Annotated in this window: 13 protein-coding genes; 10 read left to right on the forward strand and 3 right to left on the reverse strand. The window is 57.4% G+C overall.

The window, feature by feature from the left end; genetic code table 11:
- Positions 1–6 precede the first annotated feature (6 nt).
- Positions 7–507 (forward strand): hypothetical protein, encoded by a 501-nt coding sequence (locus tag VGE80_RS01505; RefSeq protein WP_440591417.1) that lies wholly within the window; start codon positions 7–9, stop codon positions 505–507.
- Positions 508–654: 147 nt separating this feature from the next.
- Here the strand turns inward: VGE80_RS01505 and VGE80_RS01510 are convergent, their stop codons facing one another.
- Positions 655–2,415, reverse strand: coding sequence for an amidohydrolase (locus VGE80_RS01510; RefSeq protein WP_440591418.1), 1,761 nt, complete (start codon positions 2,413–2,415; stop codon positions 655–657).
- A 768-nt stretch (positions 2,416–3,183) separates the two neighbouring features.
- On the opposite strand from VGE80_RS01510, the gene VGE80_RS01515 reads away from it, so the two are divergent.
- The 5 genes from VGE80_RS01515 to VGE80_RS01535 all read left to right on the forward strand — a co-directional run bounded on the left by VGE80_RS01515 (position 3,184) and on the right by VGE80_RS01535 (position 9,807).
- Positions 3,184–5,121 carry an ABC transporter ATP-binding protein gene (locus VGE80_RS01515; protein ID WP_440591419.1) on the forward strand — a complete coding sequence of 646 codons (1,938 nt, stop codon included), beginning with the start codon at positions 3,184–3,186 and terminating at the stop codon, positions 5,119–5,121.
- 158 nt (positions 5,122–5,279) lie between these two features.
- Positions 5,280–6,284, forward strand: a complete 1,005-nt coding sequence (locus VGE80_RS01520) for a glycosyltransferase family 2 protein (protein WP_440591420.1) — start codon at positions 5,280–5,282, stop codon at positions 6,282–6,284.
- An 84-nt stretch (positions 6,285–6,368) separates the two neighbouring features.
- Positions 6,369–7,220 carry a class I SAM-dependent methyltransferase gene (locus VGE80_RS01525; protein WP_373650340.1) on the forward strand — a complete coding sequence of 284 codons (852 nt, stop codon included), beginning with the start codon at positions 6,369–6,371 and terminating at the stop codon, positions 7,218–7,220.
- 93 nt (positions 7,221–7,313) lie between these two features.
- Positions 7,314–8,831 (forward strand): glycosyltransferase, encoded by a 1,518-nt coding sequence (locus VGE80_RS01530; RefSeq protein ID WP_373650341.1) that lies wholly within the window; start codon positions 7,314–7,316, stop codon positions 8,829–8,831.
- Between the two features lie 58 nt (positions 8,832–8,889).
- Entirely contained in the window at positions 8,890–9,807 is a 918-nt protein-coding gene (locus VGE80_RS01535) for a sulfotransferase family protein (RefSeq protein WP_373650342.1), read from the forward strand.
- A 271-nt stretch (positions 9,808–10,078) separates the two neighbouring features.
- On the opposite strand, the gene ppc is transcribed toward VGE80_RS01535, so the two are convergent.
- A complete protein-coding gene (gene ppc, locus VGE80_RS01540; protein WP_440591421.1) occupies positions 10,079–12,838 on the reverse strand; it encodes a phosphoenolpyruvate carboxylase in 2,760 nt (919 codons plus the stop codon).
- Positions 12,839–13,351: 513 nt separating this feature from the next.
- On the reverse strand, positions 13,352–14,818 hold the full coding sequence (locus VGE80_RS01545) for a tetratricopeptide repeat protein (RefSeq protein ID WP_440591422.1): 1,467 nt from the start codon (positions 14,816–14,818) through the stop codon (positions 13,352–13,354).
- Positions 14,819–15,369: 551 nt separating this feature from the next.
- Here VGE80_RS01545 and secA2 point away from each other — a divergent pair.
- The 4 genes from secA2 to VGE80_RS01565 form a co-directional block, all read left to right on the forward strand.
- On the forward strand, positions 15,370–17,736 hold the full coding sequence (gene secA2, locus VGE80_RS01550) for an accessory Sec system translocase SecA2 (protein WP_440591423.1): 2,367 nt from the start codon (positions 15,370–15,372) through the stop codon (positions 17,734–17,736).
- A 160-nt stretch (positions 17,737–17,896) separates the two neighbouring features.
- A complete protein-coding gene (locus VGE80_RS01555) occupies positions 17,897–18,364 on the forward strand; it encodes a MarR family winged helix-turn-helix transcriptional regulator (RefSeq protein WP_373650346.1) in 468 nt (155 codons plus the stop codon).
- A 39-nt stretch (positions 18,365–18,403) separates the two neighbouring features.
- Positions 18,404–19,843 (forward strand): efflux RND transporter periplasmic adaptor subunit, encoded by a 1,440-nt coding sequence (locus VGE80_RS01560; RefSeq protein ID WP_440591424.1) that lies wholly within the window; start codon positions 18,404–18,406, stop codon positions 19,841–19,843.
- A 212-nt stretch (positions 19,844–20,055) separates the two neighbouring features.
- A partial coding sequence (locus VGE80_RS01565) for an efflux RND transporter permease subunit (RefSeq protein WP_440591425.1) occupies positions 20,056–21,637 on the forward strand: 1,582 nt, incomplete at its 3' end.

Here is a 21,637-nt window from a genome sequence, read left to right on the forward strand (position 1 = left end):
GTCGCGGTGAACGTCATCGACCTGATTTCCATGGAGACCGCCCGCAACGTCAGTTCCGTGAACAGGGACAGGGGGAGCGAGGGCATCGCGGACCTGGTCGCTTTTCCGCACCTCCACGGCATGACCGGGATCAGGCAGAACGCGAGGGGTCGCCAGAGCGTGGCCCCCGCGCCGAGAGACGAGATCGGGATCATGGCGAAGGTTTCGGGCCGCCTCATGAGGGGCCAGATGGTCGGCAGGGCGAAGGGGATGCACCTGACCGTCCTTCCCGCCGCCCTGGCTTCCGCGGCTTCCCCTGGGGACCGGGAGGTCCGGGAGGGCCAGGGGGGCACCGTCCTCCTCCGGGGCATCGTCCTCCCCCGGGCCGCGGTGGTCCGCCTGAAGGCCGTCCGGAAGAAGAACGAGGTCCCGGCCACGGGGGGCGACCCCCAGCGGTCGGTGAATTCGACGCAGAAGAATTTGAGTTTGAACAACGGCCTGTCTAGCGATGACTGGCTGAAAACTTGAGGTTCAGCGTGAAGCCCTGATGATCCCATCGTCAGGGCTATCGCTGTTTCCTGTTGGCGAGCGAACAGAGTTTTCGTGAGGAAGGATGCCGGTGGGAGCGAGGTGCGGGGGTGGTGGTCCATTCCAGAGCCATCCGCTGCGGCGAAGTCACTCGGGGAAATCGGCGCTGCGGTAAACCGGCTCTCCTTCCAGCAGGGTCAGCAGTACCTTGGCCTGGTGGATCTCGTGGCGGGGAATCTCGAACAGATTACGGTCCAGAACAATCAGGTCCGCCGCTTTGCCGACTTCAATGGACCCCGTTTCCTGTTCCTGAAAATTGACATAGGCTCCGTTAATAGTGTAGGCCGCCAGCATCAGCGAGAGGTCTACGGTTTCTTCCGGGATCCAGGCGGGCCCCGGCCCCTCATTCAATCCTCGTCGGGTCACGGCAATCTGGATCGCTTCGAGCGGGTTCATGGAGGTGACTGACCAGTCGCTGCCACAGGCGATCAGGGCACCCGTCTCGGCCACACTGCGAATGGGGTACAACCAGCGGGACCGCTCGGGGCCCAGAATGGGCTGCGTCATGTTGACGATGTAGAGATCTGCATTCGCCCACAACGGCTGAAAATTGGCAATCACGCCCAGTTTGCGAAAGCGGCCAATGTCCGAAGGGTCGAACAGTTCGATATGTGCAAGATGGTGGCGCGAATCGCGACGGCCGTTCAGCCTCTGACCCAGTTCCAGCGCATCGAACGAGCACTGGATGGCTCGGTCACCAATCGCATGAACGTGAATCTGAAACCCAAGCCGATCAAGTTCTACAACGAGAGGGTTCAGTACTTCCGGCTCGAAGTTGAGCCATCCTCGCTCTTGCGTGCCACCGAGGTAGGGTTGCAGCAGCGACGCTGTTCGTGACTCGATGACTCCATCTTCAAAGATCTTGACCGAAGTGGCCCGCAGTCGCCTTCCGCGGAACTTCTCTCGCCATTCGACGAATTGCGGAATCTGAAGCATCTGTTTGGCAGGATCGACACGCATGGCCGCGACGACCCGGACAGTCAGTTCCCTTGCCCGATCCAGTTCGGAAAGAGCATTGAGGTGTTGTTCCGCGACTGACGCTTCCTGAACCGACGTGATCCCAAACCGGTTGGCGACCTCCAGACCCCGCCGCAATCCCTTCAGATATTCGTCGGGGGTATACGGGGGGATCTTGTTGATGACCAGGCGGCTGGCGGATTCTCGCAGGGTTCCCGTCGGCTCACCCGTTTGCGGATCCCGTTCGATGCGTCCACGGGGCGGATCGGGCGTCTCACGGGTGATGCCAGCGAGTTTCAAGGCCATCGAGTTGGCCCAGGTCGAGTGTCCGTCGAACGCGTCCAGAAGGACGGGGCGATCTGGCATGACTCGATCAAGGAGTTCTTTGCTGGGATTGCCCTCTTCCAGCGTCAGCGGCCATCCCCCGCCACGAATCCATGTCTTTTCCGGGCGCCGCAGGGCATAGGCTTTAACCGCGTCCTGTATGGCGGTCACGGTCGTCAGTCCATTGATGTCGCATTCACCCAGTTCAATTCCTCCGCCGATCAGGTGGACATGCGAGTCATGGAATCCTGGCAAGAGCATCTTTCCAGCGAGATCGATCTGACGAGTCTGCGGGCCTGTCCACTTCTGGATCCCCGGGCCAGTGCCGACGTAGACGATCCGTCCTTCTCGAATGGCGACCGAGTCGGCCCAGCTTCGGGCGGCGTCGACGGTGTAGACAGCCCCGTTTCGAAAAATCAGGTCGGCGGGGGGCGAGGCGTAAGTCGACTCGGCCCCCCGTGGTGCGGCCGACGGGAGGTCGTCAGGCGCTGATTGCGCAGGACAAGGCGAGCCCGGCAACCAGACAGACACGAAGGCGATGAGGAACAGCGGGTGTGGGAATCGCATGGCGATAGCATTCCTGCGCGAACGGGGTGGCGTTGTGGTGACCGTTTTCCGCCGAAGTTGGAGCACGTGGTCACCGGGTGCTGTTGTTCCTGTCAATGACTCGTTCCAAGTCTTCACTCGACCTTCATCTGGAAAGCCAATGCGAGATAGCTGTCCGTGACACACGGTCCACTGATAAATGGTGATCGTTCTTCGTCGCGCGATGCAGGAAACTCGGGGCAACCTCTTCGCGATGCTGCCAGGATACGGCCGGATTATAAGATTGCGAATGAGAAACATCTCTGGATGTCAGCCGGGTGGAGTTTGTGCGGGTGCTTCTCCCTGAGGTGCGAGCGTTTGTAAAAGAATGTTAGCATCGCCGGAAAGGTGGATGCGGTCTGGTGACGGAGGAAATAACACTTCTGAACAGTGTTGGGGATTTCCGAAGTCAATTCGAGGATTCAGGCGAAACTGATTGGCCTGCGCGTGAGACTGATGTTCATCAGCGGGCGACGCTGGCAGAATATTTTTCTTTTTTTGCGACAGCGAACGAGCCCGTAATCGGTGGCAAACAACCAACCTGAATTTCGTGCAAGTTCCACGATAAGGGCATGAATGTAAGAGTTTAGGGTCGTGTCAGATGATAGCGACGCACGGTGAATGCAGTATTTCGGCACTGTAATTTTCGCCTTGTCTCATTTTTGCATTATCGATACGTTCCGATGCAAGCTCTAGCACGGCTGAGGTCTTGTTCTATTGCGGTAATCGCGGCAGGGAGGCTGCGTCTACATGAAGAACTATTGTCGGGCACTGCGCGAGGCATGGCGTCACTGGTTGACGTTAAGCATTGGCATCCTGTGCTCATTTGCGATGGCCTTTCTCTGGGGCGCTAACATCATTGCGCTCTTTCCCGTGATTGAAACGACAATCCACGGTGACACGCTTCAACAATGGAATATCAAACGGACTGAAGCGGTTCGAGATAAAGTCAATACACTGGCTGCCGAGGTGGAAGCTGTCGTTCTGCCACCCCAGACCGACGAGCACTATCTCTCGATGCGTCTCAAGCGTGATATGCTGCAGACCAAGCTGATGGCCGAACAGGTCAACTTGCAATCGCGTGAGCGACTGCAGCCCTGGCTGGAAGCGTGGCTGCCGACGGATCCCTTTAACACCGTCATTCTCGTGCTGGTACTCGTCGTCGCGGGAACGTTGCTCAAGCAGATCTTCGGCATGGCGAACGTGGTGCTGGTCAACTATGTCTCGCAGAGTATCGCCCGCGAAGTTCGCATGCGAATCTTCAGCAAGGCGGTAACAATGGACCGCACAGGCTTTAACCACTTGGGGATCAGTGGTTTCATGGCCTATATCACTCATACGACTGACGGTCTGGCGCAGGGGATCACCGCGTTCTACGGAGGACTCGTCGCCGAACCGCTACGGATTCTCAGTTGCCTGACACTCGCCATGATTGTGTCGTGGCGGGTCACACTCGCGTCGATGATCTTTGCGCCGCTGATGGTCGTGCTGATGGTCTGGCTGAACCGTCGAATCCGGGGACTTGCGCGGCAGGCCCTCGATCGCTCCCTGGGGTTCCATCATGTGATTCTGGAAGTGTTTGGGGCTCTGCAGACAGTGCAGGCGAACACGATGGAACCCTATGAACGTGAACGCTTTCGGAAATCGACAAAGCAAATGCGGCGCATGGGGGTCCTGGGGAGTTTTTATAACGCCCTCGCCAATCCCATTACCGAAGTCTTCGGTATGTCTGCCCTCTGCACCGGACTGGGGGTAGCTGCCTATCTTGTCATCAGCCAGAAGACACACATCTTCGGTATCCGGATGACGGTCGATCCGATGAGTGTCACAGAGCTGACCGTGGTATTTGGACTACTTGTCGGTGCGACGGAACCACTTCGAAAGCTGTCGGGGGTCATTGGTGGAATTAATTCCGGTTCTGCTGCGGCAAACCTGCTCTATCCACTCCTGGATGCTCAGTCCCGCATTGTGGATCCGCCTGAAGCAACGACGATCTCAATCCCGCATCGGACGATTGAATTCAAGAACGTCACGTTCAGTTATGATGGGATTCACGAAGTTCTGAAGAACGTCAACCTGACGATTCCGTTCGGAGAGCGGCTTGCTGTCATTGGTCCCAACGGCGGCGGCAAAAGCACGCTGATGAACCTGCTATGTCGCTTCTATGATCCGCAGAAGGGGGCCGTCACGATGGATGGTATCCCGTTGTGCGATCTGGCTCTGAATGACATTCGCAGCCGGATCGCCATCGTCTCGCAGCAATCGGATTTCTTTAACGAAACCGTTCTGCACAACATTCGTTATGGCCGCTGGGATGCTACAGACGCTGAGGTTGTTGAGGCAGCCAAAAAAGCGCGGGCTGACGAGTTTATTTCCGAGTTCTCCTGGGGTTACTACACGAATGTCGGGCCGAACGGTCAGCGTTTGAGTGGGGGGCAACGGCAGCGAATCGCATTGGCCAGGGCCCTCTTGCGTAATTCCGAGATCCTGATTCTGGATGAAGCGACCAACCAGATTGATGTGGAAAGTGAAAAGCTGATCCATGAAGCATTGTTGCTTCATGCCAAAGATAAGACCCTGATCATGATTACTCACCGTCAGAGTACTCTCGAACTTGCGACTCGCATTATTCAAGTCGACCGGGGCGATGTGAAAGACGTCACCCATACCGTCAATCGCGCCGCCTGATTTCCCGCACGTATGCGTTTTCGGTGCTCTTGTCAGATTTATAAAAGCCTTGTCGTGAACCTGTCTGCGGCTCTGCAGGGGCCGTTTATGTTCTTGCTCGCAAAGACCAGTCTGCCGCGATCATCGCGGCCATTACACCTGATCTTGGAAGTCAAATAATGGACAAGGATTTCTCGTTCTCACTGGCTGATATTCCCGTCGCGCAGGAGTATCTCTCCAGCTATCTCGAACGAGTCGCGACCGGGCGGCAGCGGATGGCGCGAAGCCGGGCGGTGATCTGCGGATTGGCACGCAATGTCGAAAAGATCCTGCCCAAATCCATCGCTCGCATCGAGCGACTGGGGACCATGTTCGCGGACTATCGCGTGGTCATCTACGAGAATGATTCGACGGACAATACCAAGCCTTTGTTGCAGGAGTGGGCCCAGGCGAACCCGAAAGTCGATATCACGGTCGAACAACTGGGCGACCCGGTGAATCCCTGTGCCCGCTGTCTGAAACGTGCCGAGCGAATGGCCCGTTATCGGAATGAATGTCTCAACCTCATTCGCGAAAAGTATGCTGACTATGACCATGTGATCGTCGTGGATACAGACCTGGAATACGGCTGGAGTGACGATGGCGTCGCGAACACCTTCGGTCATGAGAACTGGGATTTCGTGGGGTCAAATGGCCTGATTCTGCGCCGGTGCGGCATCGCGTTGAATGCGTTCCTGCAGTACGACGCCTGGGCCTTCCGCAACGATGAAAACTTCACTCAGCTCTCCACTGCAGAAGTGAACTACATGAGCTGGCAGCGCGGCGAACCCCTGGTTCCGGTAATGTGCAGTTTTGGCGGGCTGGGGGTGTACCGGATGCCCGCCTACCTGGCGGGGACCTACTCAGGGCACGACACCGAACATGTCACGCACCAGCAGGTGGCACGTCCGCTCGGGTTCCGCAATGTCTTTTTGAACCCGAGCCAGATCACTTTGTACGGACGCCATCATCGGCGTTCTGATCTCTGGATGATCCCCCTGATCACGGTCGGAACGCGCATCCTCGAATCAGCGCGTCTGGTGGCTGCCCCCTGCATCTCGCGGACATTTGTGGCCGCAACGCACGATCGAGAAGGCGATTCACGCACCCGCAGATTTGGACTGCCCCTCACTACCAATCACTGATCGCAGTGACGATGACCGCGACGGAAGTCAAAGCCGCAGACCACGAGTGATCGAAGAACAGCGTCCAAGGGAGGACACTTCACAATGACATCTCGGTTAATGAAACTCGCGAATCGGTGCTTTTCACGAACTTCAGAGTATCGCCAACTCGAGCCATTGCCGCCTTCCGGTCCTCGCGTTGTGGAAGCGGGCGAATGCGGGTTAATCGACGACGTCCGACGTGGCTGGTTCAACCGCACCAGTGGCGAACTGGCCAGAGGCTTCTCAATCACCGCTGACGATACTGTGGTCGACGTCGGGTGCGGTTTCGGCGATGTCTGTGCCTTTGCTGCTTCCTTTGGTGCCGAAGTCATCGGGACGGATATCGATCCAGACAGGATCGAAAACGTCAAGCGGAAGATGGAACGGTTTGCCCAGACGGGGCGGCCGTTTCAGGGGTATGTCAGCGATTCCAATCCGCTTCCTCTGGCAGACCAGACTGCCACCAAAGTCATTTCGATGGAAGTCATGGAGCACGTCGACGATCCGGCTCAATTTCTTTCCGAGCTTGTCCGGGTCGGGAAGCCTGGTGCCATGTACCTGATTACCGTTCCCGATCCGGTTGCAGAGACCGTCCAGACCAAATTTGCACCGTCGATCTACTGGGAAAAGCCGAATCACATCCGGATCCTCCAGCGGGACGAATTTGATCGACTGATCGAGCAGGCTGGGTTAGAGCTGATCGAGCACACGCACACCGGTTTCTTCTGGTCGATGTGGTGGATTTTCTTCTGGGCCAGTCAGCAGGAGAAGATGACCCCGCAAGGACCGGTGCTTGAGAACTGGACCAGGACCTGGTTCGAACTGCTGCAAATCCCGAATGCCGAAACCGCGATTAATGCGCTCGACGCATTCATGCCCAAAAGCCAGGTTGTGATTGCCCGCAAACCGGTATGAGGGTGTCCGATCAGGACTGTGCCACGGACGCGGAAACGCTCGCACTGAAACCGACACTTAACTCTCGCAGTTGTCCGAAAGAGACAAACCGTTATGGACTGCACTGACGTGACGACTCACAATCACCCTGCAGACGCTCCTGCAGCGAAACGGATGGCCGTGCTGCTGACGTCTTACAATACGGGTGCTTGCAAGGGGCTGAACCTGGGTATCGCGGGTTATTCCCACGACATCGTGGCGAACCTGTTCATTCCACTGCTCAGCCGCTGGGGCGAGGTCTATGTCATTCCCGATCCCCGCAACAATCTGGAAGCGGCCATCCAGGAAATGCGGAATCGAAATCTGGAACCCGTTCATGTCAGTATCCTGCCGTTTCAGGATGTCTGCCTGACGGAATCCGCTCCGAACATTGTCGTCCCCGCCTGGGAATTTCCGGACATTCCCAATGAGGCATTCGACGACAATCCTCAGAATAAGTGGCCCGATGTGGCTGCCCAATGCAAGGCGGTCTTCGTCGGAGGGCCGTTCACGTTCGACGCACTTCGAAATGCGGGGATCACAGTGCCCATGCACATCGTTCCTGTTCCAACACCGGACCCCTACTTCGAACTTCGAGAATGGGCGCCACAGCAGTCTGTCAGCATGGAAATCCCGGCCATGGTTCTGCCCCAGGACATTCCGGCGACACCCGAAAAGGTTCGTCGGCTACCTGCTCGACAGCAGACCAAGCCGCCTCCTACGGGGCTGAAGCGATGGGGGCTGGCGATTGAAGCCGGGATTCGCAATGTGACTCGTTCTGTGGTTGGTTCGTCGCTCTACGAGCGTTACGAGCGATGTCAGCGTGCGTTGAAGGCGGGGTACCATGCGACCCTGAGGCCGACGAAGCTTTCGACTCTTTATCGTACCAGTCCCGAGATCGAGCTGTCGGGCATTGTTTACACCAGCATCTTCAATCCGCTCGACGGTCGGAAGAACTGGTCGGACCTTCTCACCGGCTTCCTGATGGCGCTGGGAGATTGCAAAGATGCAACGCTGGTGGTCAAGCTGGCCGCCAGCCGCCCCGATGCGGCGCAAGGGATTCTCGATTACTACCGCGACCGGAATATTCCTCACCGCTGTAAGGTGATCTTCATTACGGAATTCCTGACGGAAAGCCAACTGCATGACCTGGCCGCGGCCAGTACGTTCTACATTCAGACAACCCGCGCGGAAGGAAACTGCCTGCCGCTGATGAATTACCTGGCGGCCGCCCGGCCCGCAATTTCACCCTGTCATACGGCCATTGCCGACTACTTCGACGATCAAGTCGGCTTCGTGGTCGAATCGCACCCTGAACCAGCCGCCTTCCCGCATGATCCCGAACTGCGTTGTCGGACCACCTGGGCGAGAATTGTCTGGCCGTCGCTGGTGAAGCAGATCCGGGCCAGTTACCGAATGGCCAAGTCGGATCCGGATGCTTACAGGGCGATGTCCACACGAGCCCGCGAACGAATGAATGGATGGGCCAGTTCGGAAGCCGTCTGGAGCCGCCTGAGCGTCGCTTTGGATTCGACGGTTGCAGCGGCGAATCTGGAAGTGACACCACAGATCAAAGCCCGCCGCGCGGCGTAGCGCGTCCCACATCGCTGTACCTGGTTTTGTCGTGCTCTACTTTGAAGGTGCTGAACCGATGAAGATTGATTTTATTGTCCCGGGCTTCAGCAAATGTGGCACGACATCGCTTTGTGCAATGCTTGCCGAGCATCCGGAAATCGGGATCCCCAATCCGCACGATGCCATCATGAAGGAACCCAGTTTTTTTGCCAACGAGTACCATCGTGGGTGGGATTCTTACTGGAAGCTGTTTGATGGTGTCGCGGAAAAACGACTGCACGGGGAAGGGAGTACCGTCTACTCGACGGAAGAATATGGCGAAGTCGTCGTCGACCGTTTGATGGAATATTTTCCTGACATTCGCCTGATTTTTATCGCGCGGGACCCGTTTGCCCGGTTGGAATCGAGTTTCCGGGAGATGCATGACAGCGGATACAAGTACGGGATCGAACCCCCGGCGCGGATCGATGAGGCGCTCAGGACCCTTCCCAACATGCTCAAGGATACGCTGTACTGGCAGCGGATTCAGACCTTCCGCCGCAAGTTTTCCGATTCTCAGATCAAGGTGATGTTCCTTGAGGATCTGGAACGGGATCCCGCCACGGAACTTGCCCGATGCTTTGAATTTCTGGGTGTCGACCCGGGTGTTCAGATCGAATCAACCAATATTCGACTCAATTCCGGCCAGTCAAAACGACAAGATTCGAAAGTTCTGCACTTCCTCAAGTCGAACCGTTTCGCCAGCCCCTGCTGGAATCAGCTCCCCGAGGCGACCCGGAACTGGATGATGAAACGCCTGGGACTGCGGCAGAAGTTCCGCAGCCCGATCGAATGGCCGGCAGCGACGCGTGCGTGGGTGCTGGAACAGGTTGGCGACGACGCTCGTCAATTCCTCGAATTCTATGGCAAGCCGACGGATTTCTGGCGGTTGCAGATGAGTCTCTTCACGACTGCTGGCCAGAAGGAATTGCCTCGACGTCGCGCGGCAGCATAACCCTCGGTCCTGGAGGCTCTCTTGCCGGGTTTTCCCGATTGCGTGATGAATTCCGTGACTTGGCAAAAGTCGTCGTGAGCCAGGCCGGGTGGGCTGGTGCACGGTGGGCTGGTGCACGGTGACGGGGAACGGGGTGACTAAGAACGGCGTTGAGGGTGTTGAGGAATCTCTTGCGGCTGCGCCGCCCCGGTCGCCACGAAGACGCGACAACCGGGGCGACCCGAGATTGCGATCAGCCCCTGCTGGTGAGGTTGCAGAGGAACTCGCTGAATCAACCGGTGGTCCGCATTCCGGCGGCAATCCCCTGAACGGTCAGACGCAGCAATCCTCCCAGTCGCTCGGCGTCTTCAGGGGGCGTGTCTGCGGGCAGGCTTCTGCGGCGCTGCACGAGTTCAATCTGAATGAGATTCAGGGGGTCGATGTAGGGATTGCGCGCGTCGATGGATGCTTGCAGCCAGGGAGTGGCCGATAGCAAATCCGTTCCCCCGGTGAGGGCGAGAATCGTCTTCCGAGATCGATCCCGTTCGACATCGATCAATCCTCCGATCAGATTTCTGACTTCGGAGTTCTGGACAAGATCGGCGTAGCGGGATGAGATGAATTCATCCGCTTTGGCCAGTGCCAGAGCCGCGTTCTCGATGGTTGCCTGAAAGAACGGCCACTGACGGTACATCTCGTAGAGAGTCTGCCAGTCGTTGGGACGTTCTTCCAGTACTTCGGTCAATGCGGTGCCCAGGCCATACCAGGCGGGGATCATCGATCGATTCTGCGTCCACGAGAAGACCCAGGGGATTGCCCGCAGATCCGCCAACGTCCGTTCACCACGGCGGCGGGCCGGTCGTGAGCCGATGTTGAGGCTTTCAATCTCATCGATTGGTGTGGCCGAGCTGAAGAACTCGATGAAACCTGGCTGGTCCACCAGTTCGCGGTAGGCCTGATAAGAACGCCGCGACAGTTGCTCCATGATGACCGACCATGCGGGCTTGGCCGTGCGTGCGGGAAGTGCACTGGCCAATAGCGTGGCGGACGTGACCTGTTCCAGATGCCGATACGCGATCTGGTCATCGTCGTAGCGTTCGGCGAGGACTTCGCCCTGTTCGGTCAGTCTGAGGCTGCCGTCGAGTGCTTCGGGGGGGAGCGAATAAATCCCACGAGCTGCTGGTCCCCCGCCTCGCCCCAGCGAACCACCCCGGCCATGGAAGAAGGTCAATTTGACGCCGTAGCGATCGGCCGTACGCTGCAGTTCGCTTTGGGATCGATAGAGTCCCCAGCAGGCGGCCAAGTATCCACCATCTTTGGTGCTGTCCGAATATCCGACCATCACGATCTGGCGTGACCCGAGCTTTTGCACGTGCGAGGCGTAGACAGGGTGCTTGAGAATCGCTTCCAGTGTTTCTGGTCCGCGTCTCAAATCACCAATCTTTTCGAACAGGGGTGCGATCGCTAACTGGTCTTCCAGGTTGGCGACGTCGGTCCCTGGCGGATTGCCCACCGACTGAGCCCACCGCCACAACCAGAGTACGCTGAGCATATCGCTGGGCGCGCTGGTGAGGCTGATGATGTGACTCCCCACGCAGCTCGGACCGAATGTGGCCATGGCTGAATGCAGCAGCCGGAAGAGTTCCAGCGTCTCGACCACATGGGGTGAAAGACCGTCGTGAGAGATTTCCTCTTTCCAGGGCATGGTCCGCGTGAGGACTTCCTGGCGTTCCTCTTCGGGAAGAGCTTCGAAGTTTGCGGTAATACCCGCCTTGGCGAAGATTTCTGTCAGCGCTTCGATGTGTCGCCGGGCATCCTGACGGACATCCAGTCGGTTCATGTGCAGTCCGAAAACGCGGACGAGATCCAGCCACGGGAGCAGTTCGTTTCGGATCAGATGCAGTGTCCCCAGTCCTTCAAGACTGTTGACCAGTTTGAGGACGTCCTGTTCGAGTTCAGCTCCGTCACGATAGGCTCCTTCGGGCAATTTCTCGCCGATGGAAGTGCCGAACGACTGTTCAAGACGCCATTCGATCACCGCGAGCCAGAGACGGCAGGATTCGGTGGTGGGGATCGTCTGGACACGTTCTAGAATGACGGGCCACTTCTTTGTGGCCGCATCAAACTCGTCATTCAGTTGCGGCCCCAGAGAGGACTCTTTCGTCGAGATTGAGAGAAACTCGGACAGTTGCCGGCATTGTTTCAACTGGGCTTTGATGGCGGCCTCGCGCAGCCACAACAGAGTCTGGGCCGTGACGTCGCGGGTGACATGGGGATGTCCATCGCGGTCTCCACCGATCCATGAACCGAATTTCAGGAAGAGCGGCAGGCGGAACTCGACTCCCGGGTAAGAGACCTCAAGGGCCCGTCGCATATCATCATAGATGCCGGGGACGACCTCCCACAGGCGCGGGGCAATCGTCAATCCCCGGCGAACTTCCTGCAGGACCGTCGGACGGTTGGGACGCAGAAACTCGGTCTGCCAGAGCGCCGTCATCTCGGTGCGCAGCAGGTTTTCCAGTTTCTGGCGCTCACGAGGCAGCAGGTCCGCCAGGTCGAGGTCCTCAAGAGCCTGTCGCATACGGCGCAGCTTCACGCGCAGGCTGCGACGCTTGGCCTCGCTGGGGTGCGCCGTAAAGACCAGTTCGATCGCCAGGCGATCGAGTGCCGACTGCGTTTCGACCGGCGTGAAGCCCGCTGCCTTCAGTTTCGCAATCGCCTCTCCGATGGACTCACTGCGAGGTTGTGGATGGCGTTCCAGCTCTCGTGAACGCAGAATCCTCACCCGGTGCCGGTCCTCTGCGATGTTGGCCAGATCGAAGAAGATGCTGAAGGCGCGCGTTACGTCACGCGCGGTGGGCTCATCGAGCGACTCGATCAAGCGCGAGAGTTCACCCTCGGCTTCTTCCACGCCGGATCGACGTTCGCGGGCCACCTTGCGGATCTCTTCAACTCGCTCTAACGCCGATTCTCCTGCCAACTCGCGGATGACATCGCCGAGCATGTCACCCAGCGTGCGTACATCACGACGTAGCAATTCATTATTGACCATGGCCAAGTGGGGTCCGCAAAGGAAAGATTCAAATGAGGTTCGAGCGGCAAACATCGTGCCGCGTCAGGAACTTACGTCGAGGGCAAGTTGCAATCGATTACTGCATCGTAGTTTGTGCTCCGGTTTCGCGGTAGCGTGCGACTGTGAACTTCTCTTTACTCAGGCACGATGCCTGATTCCACAGCAGCGCCATCCGTCTGCAGGAATTACACTCCTATTCCGCGGGGCTATTGTTTCGCAAATCAGGTTCCTGCCAACGGAATAATCCTTCCAAAAAGCGGACTTGCGAGGCGGAAAAGCCCAAGGGGGGCGCACATTCATCTTAGGCCGTTTACTCCGAACGACTCGCAAGTTGCACCATCAGAGCGACAGGGCAGGAGGTGGGCCCGAGGAAACGCCAACGCGTCCTCATCCGACGAATGCGGGATGAGGACGCGTTGGAAAGTTGATCAGGGGACAGGCCGTCTGCTGCGGAGCCAGGCGGCCTTCAGCTGGCGGCTGGCGAAGTGGATTTCAGACTTCGTCGCCGTGGTCCATATCGATATGAGCGGACTCGTCGTCGCCACCCTGAATTTCGGTCAGTCGCTGAGCCACGTCCTTGTAACCATAGTCGATGGCGAGAATATCAGAGTAGTATTTTTCGGCGGCAGAATTGTCCGAGGCTTCTTCCGCCAGTCGCCCGAGGTAGTAACTGCATTCCTTGAAGGGACCCGGGTTTTCGGTGGAACTGAGCTTTTCCAGGGCCTTCTCGAATTGCCGTTTGGCGAGGTTGTTTTGCTTTTTGGCCAGGAAGCACGACCCCAGACTGGTGAGGACCTGTGCCTCAAGCCGGATATCTTTCGAGGCGGCCTGCAGTAGGGGAATGGCCTTGTCGTACTTTTTGCATCGCATGAACCGCTTGGCCAGTTCGTGCTTCAGCTTCAGATCATTCGGATAACGGTCCGCGCGCCGGCTGTAGACTTCGATTTCCTGCAGCAGCAGTTCGTTGGCCAGTTCTGAAACAATCGCCCGGGAGGTCTCGTTCTGATCCCGTGCGGCGGCCTCCTTGGCGAAGTTCAGGTTCTGCCGGACCATGTCCAGTTCGACATCTTCCATCTGTTCGCGAATATTGACGTCGCCGCTGACATCCAGAGCCTGCTTGTAGGTTTTCACAGACTCTTCCAGTCGTCCTTCGCGGCGGTAGTAATCCGCCAGCTTCTGGTAGTGCGCGACGTTCTGGGGCTCTTTTCTCATCATGCGCTGCAGGTCTGCTTCGACCGATTCACCCGGTCCCAGCACCTGCTTGTTGGTTTTGACGTCCCCTTTGACGGACTGTTCATAACCCTGTTTCGGAGCCGTATTCTGCACTTCCTTCGTCGACTCGGCTTCGTCATAGCCGGCCTGATGAATGGTCATATTGGCACCGAGTGCCTGGATCTTCGACCGCACTGCACCATTGAGCGGATCGAGCTTCATGACCTTATCGAGCGTATTGATCGCCGCCGTAAAGTTCTTTCGCTGTTCGTAAATTTCCGCGAGTGCGATCAGGAAATCCTTGTTGTCCGGCGCGCTGTCAGGACTGGTTGCCTGTTCGAAGGCGAACGCGGCGATCTCGAGGAATCCTCGTTCACGGGCGGCGTCCCCCAGATCGGCGTTGAACTGAGCATCCCAGGGATTGATGGCGAGGCCTTCTTCGGCGGCCTGATCCAGATCAACCCAGTTCTGGGCACTACGGGCCTTGCGAATACGTCCTCTGACGCTCGATAGCTTGAGGAACGCCATGCTTGCGCCGGTCTTGTTGTCTTTGTATTTCTTCCGTTCACAGCCTCGCAGAGACTGTCGATACATCAGGTTATCGGGAACCATTTTGACGGCCGTCGCGAACATCTCGACCGCATAGTCCCAGTTCTGCTTGGCCATCGCCTGTGTGGCCCGATTGAAGCAATCCGCAGCAAGTTTGCGTCTACGTTGTTCCTCAGGTGAATAATCAGCGCCAGACATATTGCGGTCTCAGTAAATGCGATCATCGGATCAGATGGAAAACAATTCTCATGGCACGCGATTGTGCTGGATCGACGAAGGGAAAAATCGCTTCTCTCTGCCCAAATTTCAACAGCAGATCAAACGGCAGGGACAGAGGCACATCGCGTGCACTCGTGGGACAGTACCATATTTGAGCCCTCAACCCCAATGAACAAACAGACTGCCAGTGGCCGTAGCCCGATTTTTCGCGCCCCCACGAGCGAATTCGTCGTCGGTCAAGGGGAGGGATTCCCTGCGAATGACGGGAGTCTCTGTTCAATGCATTCTACCTGAAGCGTACGCCGGAAGTGGGCAGCAGCGAAAAATCGGTGCAACGGAATAACGGGACAATGGGTGCTACGAGACAATGGGTGCTGTGGGGCAAAGGGTTGCCTTCGCTGCGACAATGATGTGTTCCACCTCAACGCAACGGGGACAAGGAACAGATCGGTGCGCCGACGGAGCACGCCCAGGTGACGGTCCGCCCACGTTCATCGTTCTGCTGCAAACATTTCGTGCTGGAGTGCCGGATGCGTTTCTCATTTCGCAATTTGTTCACCACCCTGAAACGCCTCAGCAACGGGGGAATCCGGCTGAGCAATCGCAGTTATGAAAGCAGCGTGGCTCAGATTCGGCAGCAGTCGCTGCCGCTGGCAGAGCTGACGGAAGACGAACTGCGCCAACGGGCCACGTCGATCCGGGATCGCGTCCGAGAGGGCGTGTCGGTTACGGGCATCTTGATTGAGGCTTACGCCGTCATCTGTGAGGTTGCTAGAAGGACAGTTGGACTGGCTCCGTTCGACGTCCAGTTGCTCGCAGGGGTGGCACTTCACGATCGCAAGCTCGTCGAAATGCAGACGGGTGAGGGAAAAACGCTCGCTGCCATTTTTCCTGCGATCCTCACCGCCTGCCTGGGACGAGGAGTCCATCTGCTGACGTTCAATGACTACCTGGCCGAACGAGACGCACAATGGATGGGCCCGGCGTATCACTATTTCGGGCTGACAGTGGGGCATGTCGTCCAGGGGATGGAAACGTCTGCTCGAAAGCAGGCGTATGGTTGTGATGTCACCTACGTGACGGCGAAAGAAGCGGGCTTTGATTTTCTGCGGGATCAGATCTGTCTGGACCCACAAAAAATGGTCCATCGCGGCTTCCACTGCGCAATCGTTGACGAAGCGGATTCGATCCTGATCGATGAGGCCCGGGTGCCGCTGGTGATTGCTGCGGCGGAACCGGAACTCGTGCAGGACCTGTATCGGCTTGCGAACATGATTCGCCAGCTTCGTCCGGGGCGGGACTATGCGACGGACCAGCGATCACGGAATGTGAGTTTTCAAACATCGGCGTTGAACCGATTGCAAAGTGAGCTGGGCTGCGGCGACCTGTACGACGAGCGGAACATTGACCTGCTGACTCGCTTGAATCTCGCTCTACAGGCTGAGGCCCTACTGCATCGCGATAAAGACTATCTTGTCCGCAACGACGGTATTGCGCTGATTGATGAACTGACGGGGCGAATTGCACAGAATCGCCGCTGGCCGTATGGGTTGCAGGCGGCCATCGAAGCCAAAGAAGGAGTGCCGATCCAGCCACAGGGAAGGATTCTGAACTCCATCACGCTTCAGCACTTTCTCGAGCAGTATGACCACCGCAGCGGGATGACCGGGACGGCTCAGGCCGCTGCCGATGAATTGTTTGAGTTCTACAAAATGAAGGTCGTTGTCGTGCCGACGAATCGAGCGTCGATCCGGCAGGACCTTCCCGACAAGATCTTCCCCCGTCGGCACGCGAAATTTCTCGGGCTGGTCTCCCGAATCGTGCCGCTGCATCGTGAGGGCACTCCCATCCTGTTGGGGACGTCCAGTGTCGAAGAATCAGAAATTCTCGCCGAAATGCTCAGCCATTCCGGAGTCACCTGTCAGGTCCTCAATGCCCGAAACGACTGGGATGAGGCCAGAATGATTGCCGAGGCAGGGGCTTGGGGGGCCGTGACGATCTCGACGAACATGGCGGGCAGGGGAACGGATATACGCCTCGGGGGAAGCGATCAGCGCGACCGCGAGCGGGTGATCGCGGCAGGGGGCCTGCACGTATTTGGATTGAATCGCCATGAATCGCGAAGGATCGACGACCAGTTACGCGGTCGAGCGGGACGGCAGGGGGACCCTGGCCAGACGCAGTTTTTTGTCAGTCTGGAAGACGATCTGATGGCCCGGTATGGACTGGGTGAGCTGCTGCCTGCCAGTCACAATTCGCACTCAACCAGTGGCGACGTCGATCCGAGTGCGGGAGAGATGATCGAGCACGTTCAGCGTGTGATTGAAGGGGAATGCTTTGAGATTCGCCGGACATTAAGACGGTATTCGTTCTGCCTGGAGCAGCAGCGTCGCACGATCCAGCAGCGACGCAGTCAGCTATTGCTGAGAAGTGTTACGCCGCGGCTCCTGCAAAATGTCGATCCCGAATGTTTCGAGCGAATGGCGAATGAAGTTGGTGAGGACCTGGTCCGGGAAGCCGAACGGCAGATTACGCTCTGGCAAATTGACCAGTGCTGGTCCGAGCACCTTGCGCACGCCGCTCAATTACGGGATCAGATCCATCTGATCAGCATGGGGGGCTTCAATCCGCTGGATGAGTTTCATCGGGAGCTGACGCGCGGGTTTCGGGACGTTACCGTGCGCATCGACCGAAATGTCATTTCAAAATTGAAATCAATCCGTTTGACATCGCAGGGGATTGATCTGGCTGAGGAAGGGCTGCTGGGGCCTTCCTCCACATGGACCTACATGATCAACGATAATCCGATGGGGGACATGCTGCAGCGAATCAATCGCAACCTGAAGCGGCTGCTGACGAGGGCACAAGGCCCACCTGCGTCACGTGGAAAAGCTTGAAAATGTTCGCAGTTGTGGGATGGCCACGGTCTGCACGGATGTGAACCGCATGTGAATTTGTGTCGCGGGGAACAGGGCCATCTTGACACAAAAAGCCGAATGCCCGGATATTGCGGTCAGCAAATAGTTCCATGATCGAATAATTCGGCAATGAGTTGTGATGAAGACAATCGATGATCGCGCTGTGGATCTGCAAGTCGTCGTCCAGGACATCCTGAAGCAATTTCAGTGTGTGAATGCGACTGTTGCGAATGGCCCTCACCTCGAACTTCACGTTCAGGAACTGAGGGTCATCGAGTTGCTGGGGCAGGAAGGCCCCCGGATGATGCGAGAAATCGCGGAATACCTGAGTCTCGCAGTGAACTCCGTCACGAGTATTGCGGACAACCTGGAACAGAAGGGGCTGGCTTGCCGCCTTCGCTCCGACGCTGACCGGCGTGTAGTCAAGATCGAGCTGACCCCGACCGGCCGGCAGATGTACAAATCGCTGACGGACACCAATTTGCGATTACTTCGAGGAATGCTCGGTGCGCTGACCGAGGACGAACAGGAAATCTTTATGGTCCTGTTCCGGAAAATTGCCCGTGCAGGGCGACTTCAGGTCCAACTATTGGCGGGCCACGACTGAACTCGCCCTGAGATTTATTAAGGTAATAAGGACGCCGCTATGGGTCAGGTTTTACTCCACCCCACTCCGAAAGACCCGGGTCGCAGGGATGCGGCCGAGCCCGAGTCTTCCCCTGCTACCCCGTCCCCTGCGCCCCAACCCGCTCCCCCCACGCCATTCCTGCGAAAGCTTGCTGGATTCTTGCTGTTCTGCGGTGCTTTTGGTGCGGGCTGGTACGTGGCCAACATGCAGGCAAACCAGCATCCCAAAGAAACGTTACCCCCTCACACGCTCGCACAGGAACGTGATCTCCAGGAGGTTGTGGTCACTGCGGAACCTGTCTCGATCCGTTCGGTTCAGCGATCGGTGGAAGCATTTGGAACTTTGTACGGTTTCGAGGAAGTTTCGATCTCTGCCCGTGTCGAAGGGCGCGTGCGCCAGGTACTGCTTGATGTGGCCGACGAAGTGAAACCGTCCGAGCGTCTGCTCGAAATCGATTCCACTGACTACGAACTTGCTGTTCAGCAGGCCGAGCGTGCTCTGCAGGTTGAACTCGCCAAACTGGGCTTGAAGGAAGCTCCTCTGAAGTCATTTGACCTGAGCCGAATTCCCTTCGTCGCGAAGGCTCGGTCCATCATGGAGCATGCCAAGGCGCGTAACGACCGGATCAGCCGACTGGCGGCCTCAAAAACGGTCAGCGCGGAAGACTCCGAGAATGCGGCCAGCGAATATCGGACTGCTCAAGCGGAGTACGAAAACCAGATCCTGCAGGCGGAAATGGATCTGGCGACGATCCAGTTAAAACTGGTCGGACTGGATGTCGCCCGTGAGCAACTGGCCAACACCAGGGTCTTGGTACCGACGCCGACGATTACCTTGCCGGGAGGTGATGACGTGACCTATGTGATTGCACAGCGATCCATTTCGGAAGGGACACTCGTACGGCCCGGTTCGGAACTGTTCCGCCTGGTGATTAATCAGATTTTGAAACTGAGGGTCCCCGTTCCCGAACGGTACAGTGCCGATGTCAGACTTGAGCAACCGGTGAATGTCTATGCTGCGTCGTCAAGTAAGCCCATTACGGGCACGGTGACGAAAATCTATCCGACCGTCGATGCGACCACTCGGTCCTTTCAGGTCGAAATCCAGGTTCCCAACCCCAATGGGACACTGAAGCCAGGCAGTTTCGCCAAAGCAGCCATTCATACGCGGATCGACCCGGAAGCGGCGACGGTCCCGCTGACATCCGTCGTTCAATTTGCCGGGGTGACCAAGATCTTCGTGATGGAACAGGGGAAGGCCCGAGAGATTCCGGTCACGCTGGGAACGCAAACCACGGAATGGGTTGAAGTCGTTGAGCCTGAACTTCCTGCCGATGCACGGGTCATCACCAGTGGCCACACCATGCTGGCGGACCAGACTCCGGTGACGGATCGCCGCAGTGTGGACGATTCGACCACGTCAGATCCTGACGGTGCGACCGACTCAAAATTGGAATAGCGGGAACGGCCCTCGCTGGTCGTGTCCTGAACAGGGCGCGAAACGGCGTTGCCTGTCAGTGGGCTCGGGCGATCACCTGAATGAACGCCTGCAGAGCTCTCAAGCCAGCGAGATCCTGTTCACATAACCGAATCCCCGGTGGATTAAGACGACATCAAAGTCCGTTAGCGCTCAGCATCCCCTCGCAGACCGATCTACGAAAAAGAAACATCATGAATATCGCTGAGATCTGCATTCGTCGCCCTGTCTTCACCTGGGTGCTCGTGGCGATTCCGGTCGTGCTGGGGGTGGTTTCGTACTACAGCCTGGGGGTCGACCTGTTTCCGAAAGTCGACCTTTCGGCGGTTTCGATTTCCGCTCGTCTTGCGGGAGCTAGTGCCGAGGAAATTGAATCGACGGTTACCAAACTGATCGAAGAAGCGGTCAACCAGGTTTCGGGTATTGAAGAACTGCGATCGACGACGCGCGAAGGGATGGCCACGATCGCCATTCAGTTTCAACTGAGCAAAGACGGCGACGTCGCCGCGCAGGAAGTTCGCGACAAGGTCTCGTCGATCCTCAATCAACTTCCCCAGGGAATGGAACCTCCCGTCATCAACCGCTTCGACCTGGATGCGGCACCCATCATGACGATCGGCGTTTCCGGGCGACGTGATGTTCGTGAAGTGACGGAGATTGCCAAAAGGCAGATTCAGGAGCAGTTGCAGACCGTCTCAGGGGTCGGTGCCGTGTTCCTTTCGGGCGCTCGAACGCGTGCGATTAACGTGATCGTCAACACAGAGAAACTTGCCGCGTTCGATCTGTCGGTCGAGGACGTTCGTCAGGCCCTGGTGACTCAGAACATGGAAGTCCCCGGCGGGATCGTCCATCAGGGCTCGCGGGAACTGGTGCTGCGAACACTGGGGCGAATGCAGACGGCTGCACAGTTCAATCAACTGATTGTGGCCAATCGCTCGGGTCATCCGATTCGGATTCAGGACATCGGCCGGGCCGAAGATTCCGTGGAAGAACCGCGTGGACTGAGTCGACTTGACGGACAGAATGCCGTGAGCCTGTTCGTACAACGACAGTCAGGAACTAATACCGTCGCCATTTCAGACGCGGTGCAGACCCGTCTCGCTCGGATCAAGCAGGCTCTGCCCGCCGACATTGAGGTCGAAATCATTCAGGACCAGGCCCGGTTCATTCGCGAGTCGATGGCCGAAGTCAACTTCCATCTGTTGCTGGCGGCTGTGCTGGTTTCAGCCACGATCCTGCTGTTCATCCGTGACTGGCGAACCACGGTGATTGCCACGATGGCGATTCCCACTTCGATTATCCCGACGTTTCTCTTCATGCATTACATGGGATTCACACTGAATAACATCACCATGCTGGCCCTGATTCTGGCCATCGGAATCGTGATCGATGATGCGGTGGTGGTGCATGAAAACATCTTCCGACATATGGAAGAGTACGGGAAGGACGCATTCACGGCATCGCGCGACGGAACGCGGGAAATCGCTCTGGCGGTGCTGGCAACCAGTCTTTCGCTGGTCGTGATCTTCGTTCCGGTTGCGTTTATGGGAGGCATCGTCGGACGGTTCTTCAGCAGTTTCGGTCTGACGGTGGCGTTTGCCATTGTGATGAGTCTCTTTGTCTCGTTCACTCTCACTCCCATGTTGTGTGCCCACTTCCTGAAGCTGGAGTCGAACGAGGCGGGGCATACGCAATCAAAGGGGGGCTTCATCTATCGAACCGTTGACTACTACTACGGCCTCGTGCTCGCCTGGTCATTGCGACATCCCATCATCA

Source organism: Schlesneria sp., assembly GCF_036405755.1.
Lineage (GTDB): Bacteria > Planctomycetota > Planctomycetia > Planctomycetales > Planctomycetaceae > Schlesneria > Schlesneria sphaerica.

Excerpts from the sequence above, each read along its gene's own strand:
- VGE80_RS01525 (WP_373650340.1), top strand. The coding sequence starts at position 6,369 with ATGACATCTCGGTTAATGAAACTCGCGAATCGGTGCTTTTCACGAACT.
- VGE80_RS01560 (WP_440591424.1), top strand. The coding sequence starts at position 18,404 with ATGGGTCAGGTTTTACTCCACCCCACTCCGAAAGACCCGGGTCGCAGG.
- VGE80_RS01535 (WP_373650342.1), top strand. The coding sequence starts at position 8,890 with ATGAAGATTGATTTTATTGTCCCGGGCTTCAGCAAATGTGGCACGACA.
- VGE80_RS01520 (WP_440591420.1), top strand. The coding sequence starts at position 5,280 with ATGGACAAGGATTTCTCGTTCTCACTGGCTGATATTCCCGTCGCGCAG.
- VGE80_RS01530 (WP_373650341.1), top strand. The coding sequence starts at position 7,314 with ATGGACTGCACTGACGTGACGACTCACAATCACCCTGCAGACGCTCCT.
- secA2 (WP_440591423.1), top strand. The coding sequence starts at position 15,370 with ATGCGTTTCTCATTTCGCAATTTGTTCACCACCCTGAAACGCCTCAGC.
- VGE80_RS01510 (WP_440591418.1), bottom strand. The coding sequence starts at position 2,415 with ATGCGATTCCCACACCCGCTGTTCCTCATCGCCTTCGTGTCTGTCTGG.
- VGE80_RS01555 (WP_373650346.1), top strand. The coding sequence starts at position 17,897 with ATGAAGACAATCGATGATCGCGCTGTGGATCTGCAAGTCGTCGTCCAG.
- VGE80_RS01545 (WP_440591422.1), bottom strand. The coding sequence starts at position 14,818 with ATGTCTGGCGCTGATTATTCACCTGAGGAACAACGTAGACGCAAACTT.
- VGE80_RS01515 (WP_440591419.1), top strand. The coding sequence starts at position 3,184 with ATGAAGAACTATTGTCGGGCACTGCGCGAGGCATGGCGTCACTGGTTG.
- ppc (WP_440591421.1), bottom strand. The coding sequence starts at position 12,838 with ATGGTCAATAATGAATTGCTACGTCGTGATGTACGCACGCTGGGTGAC.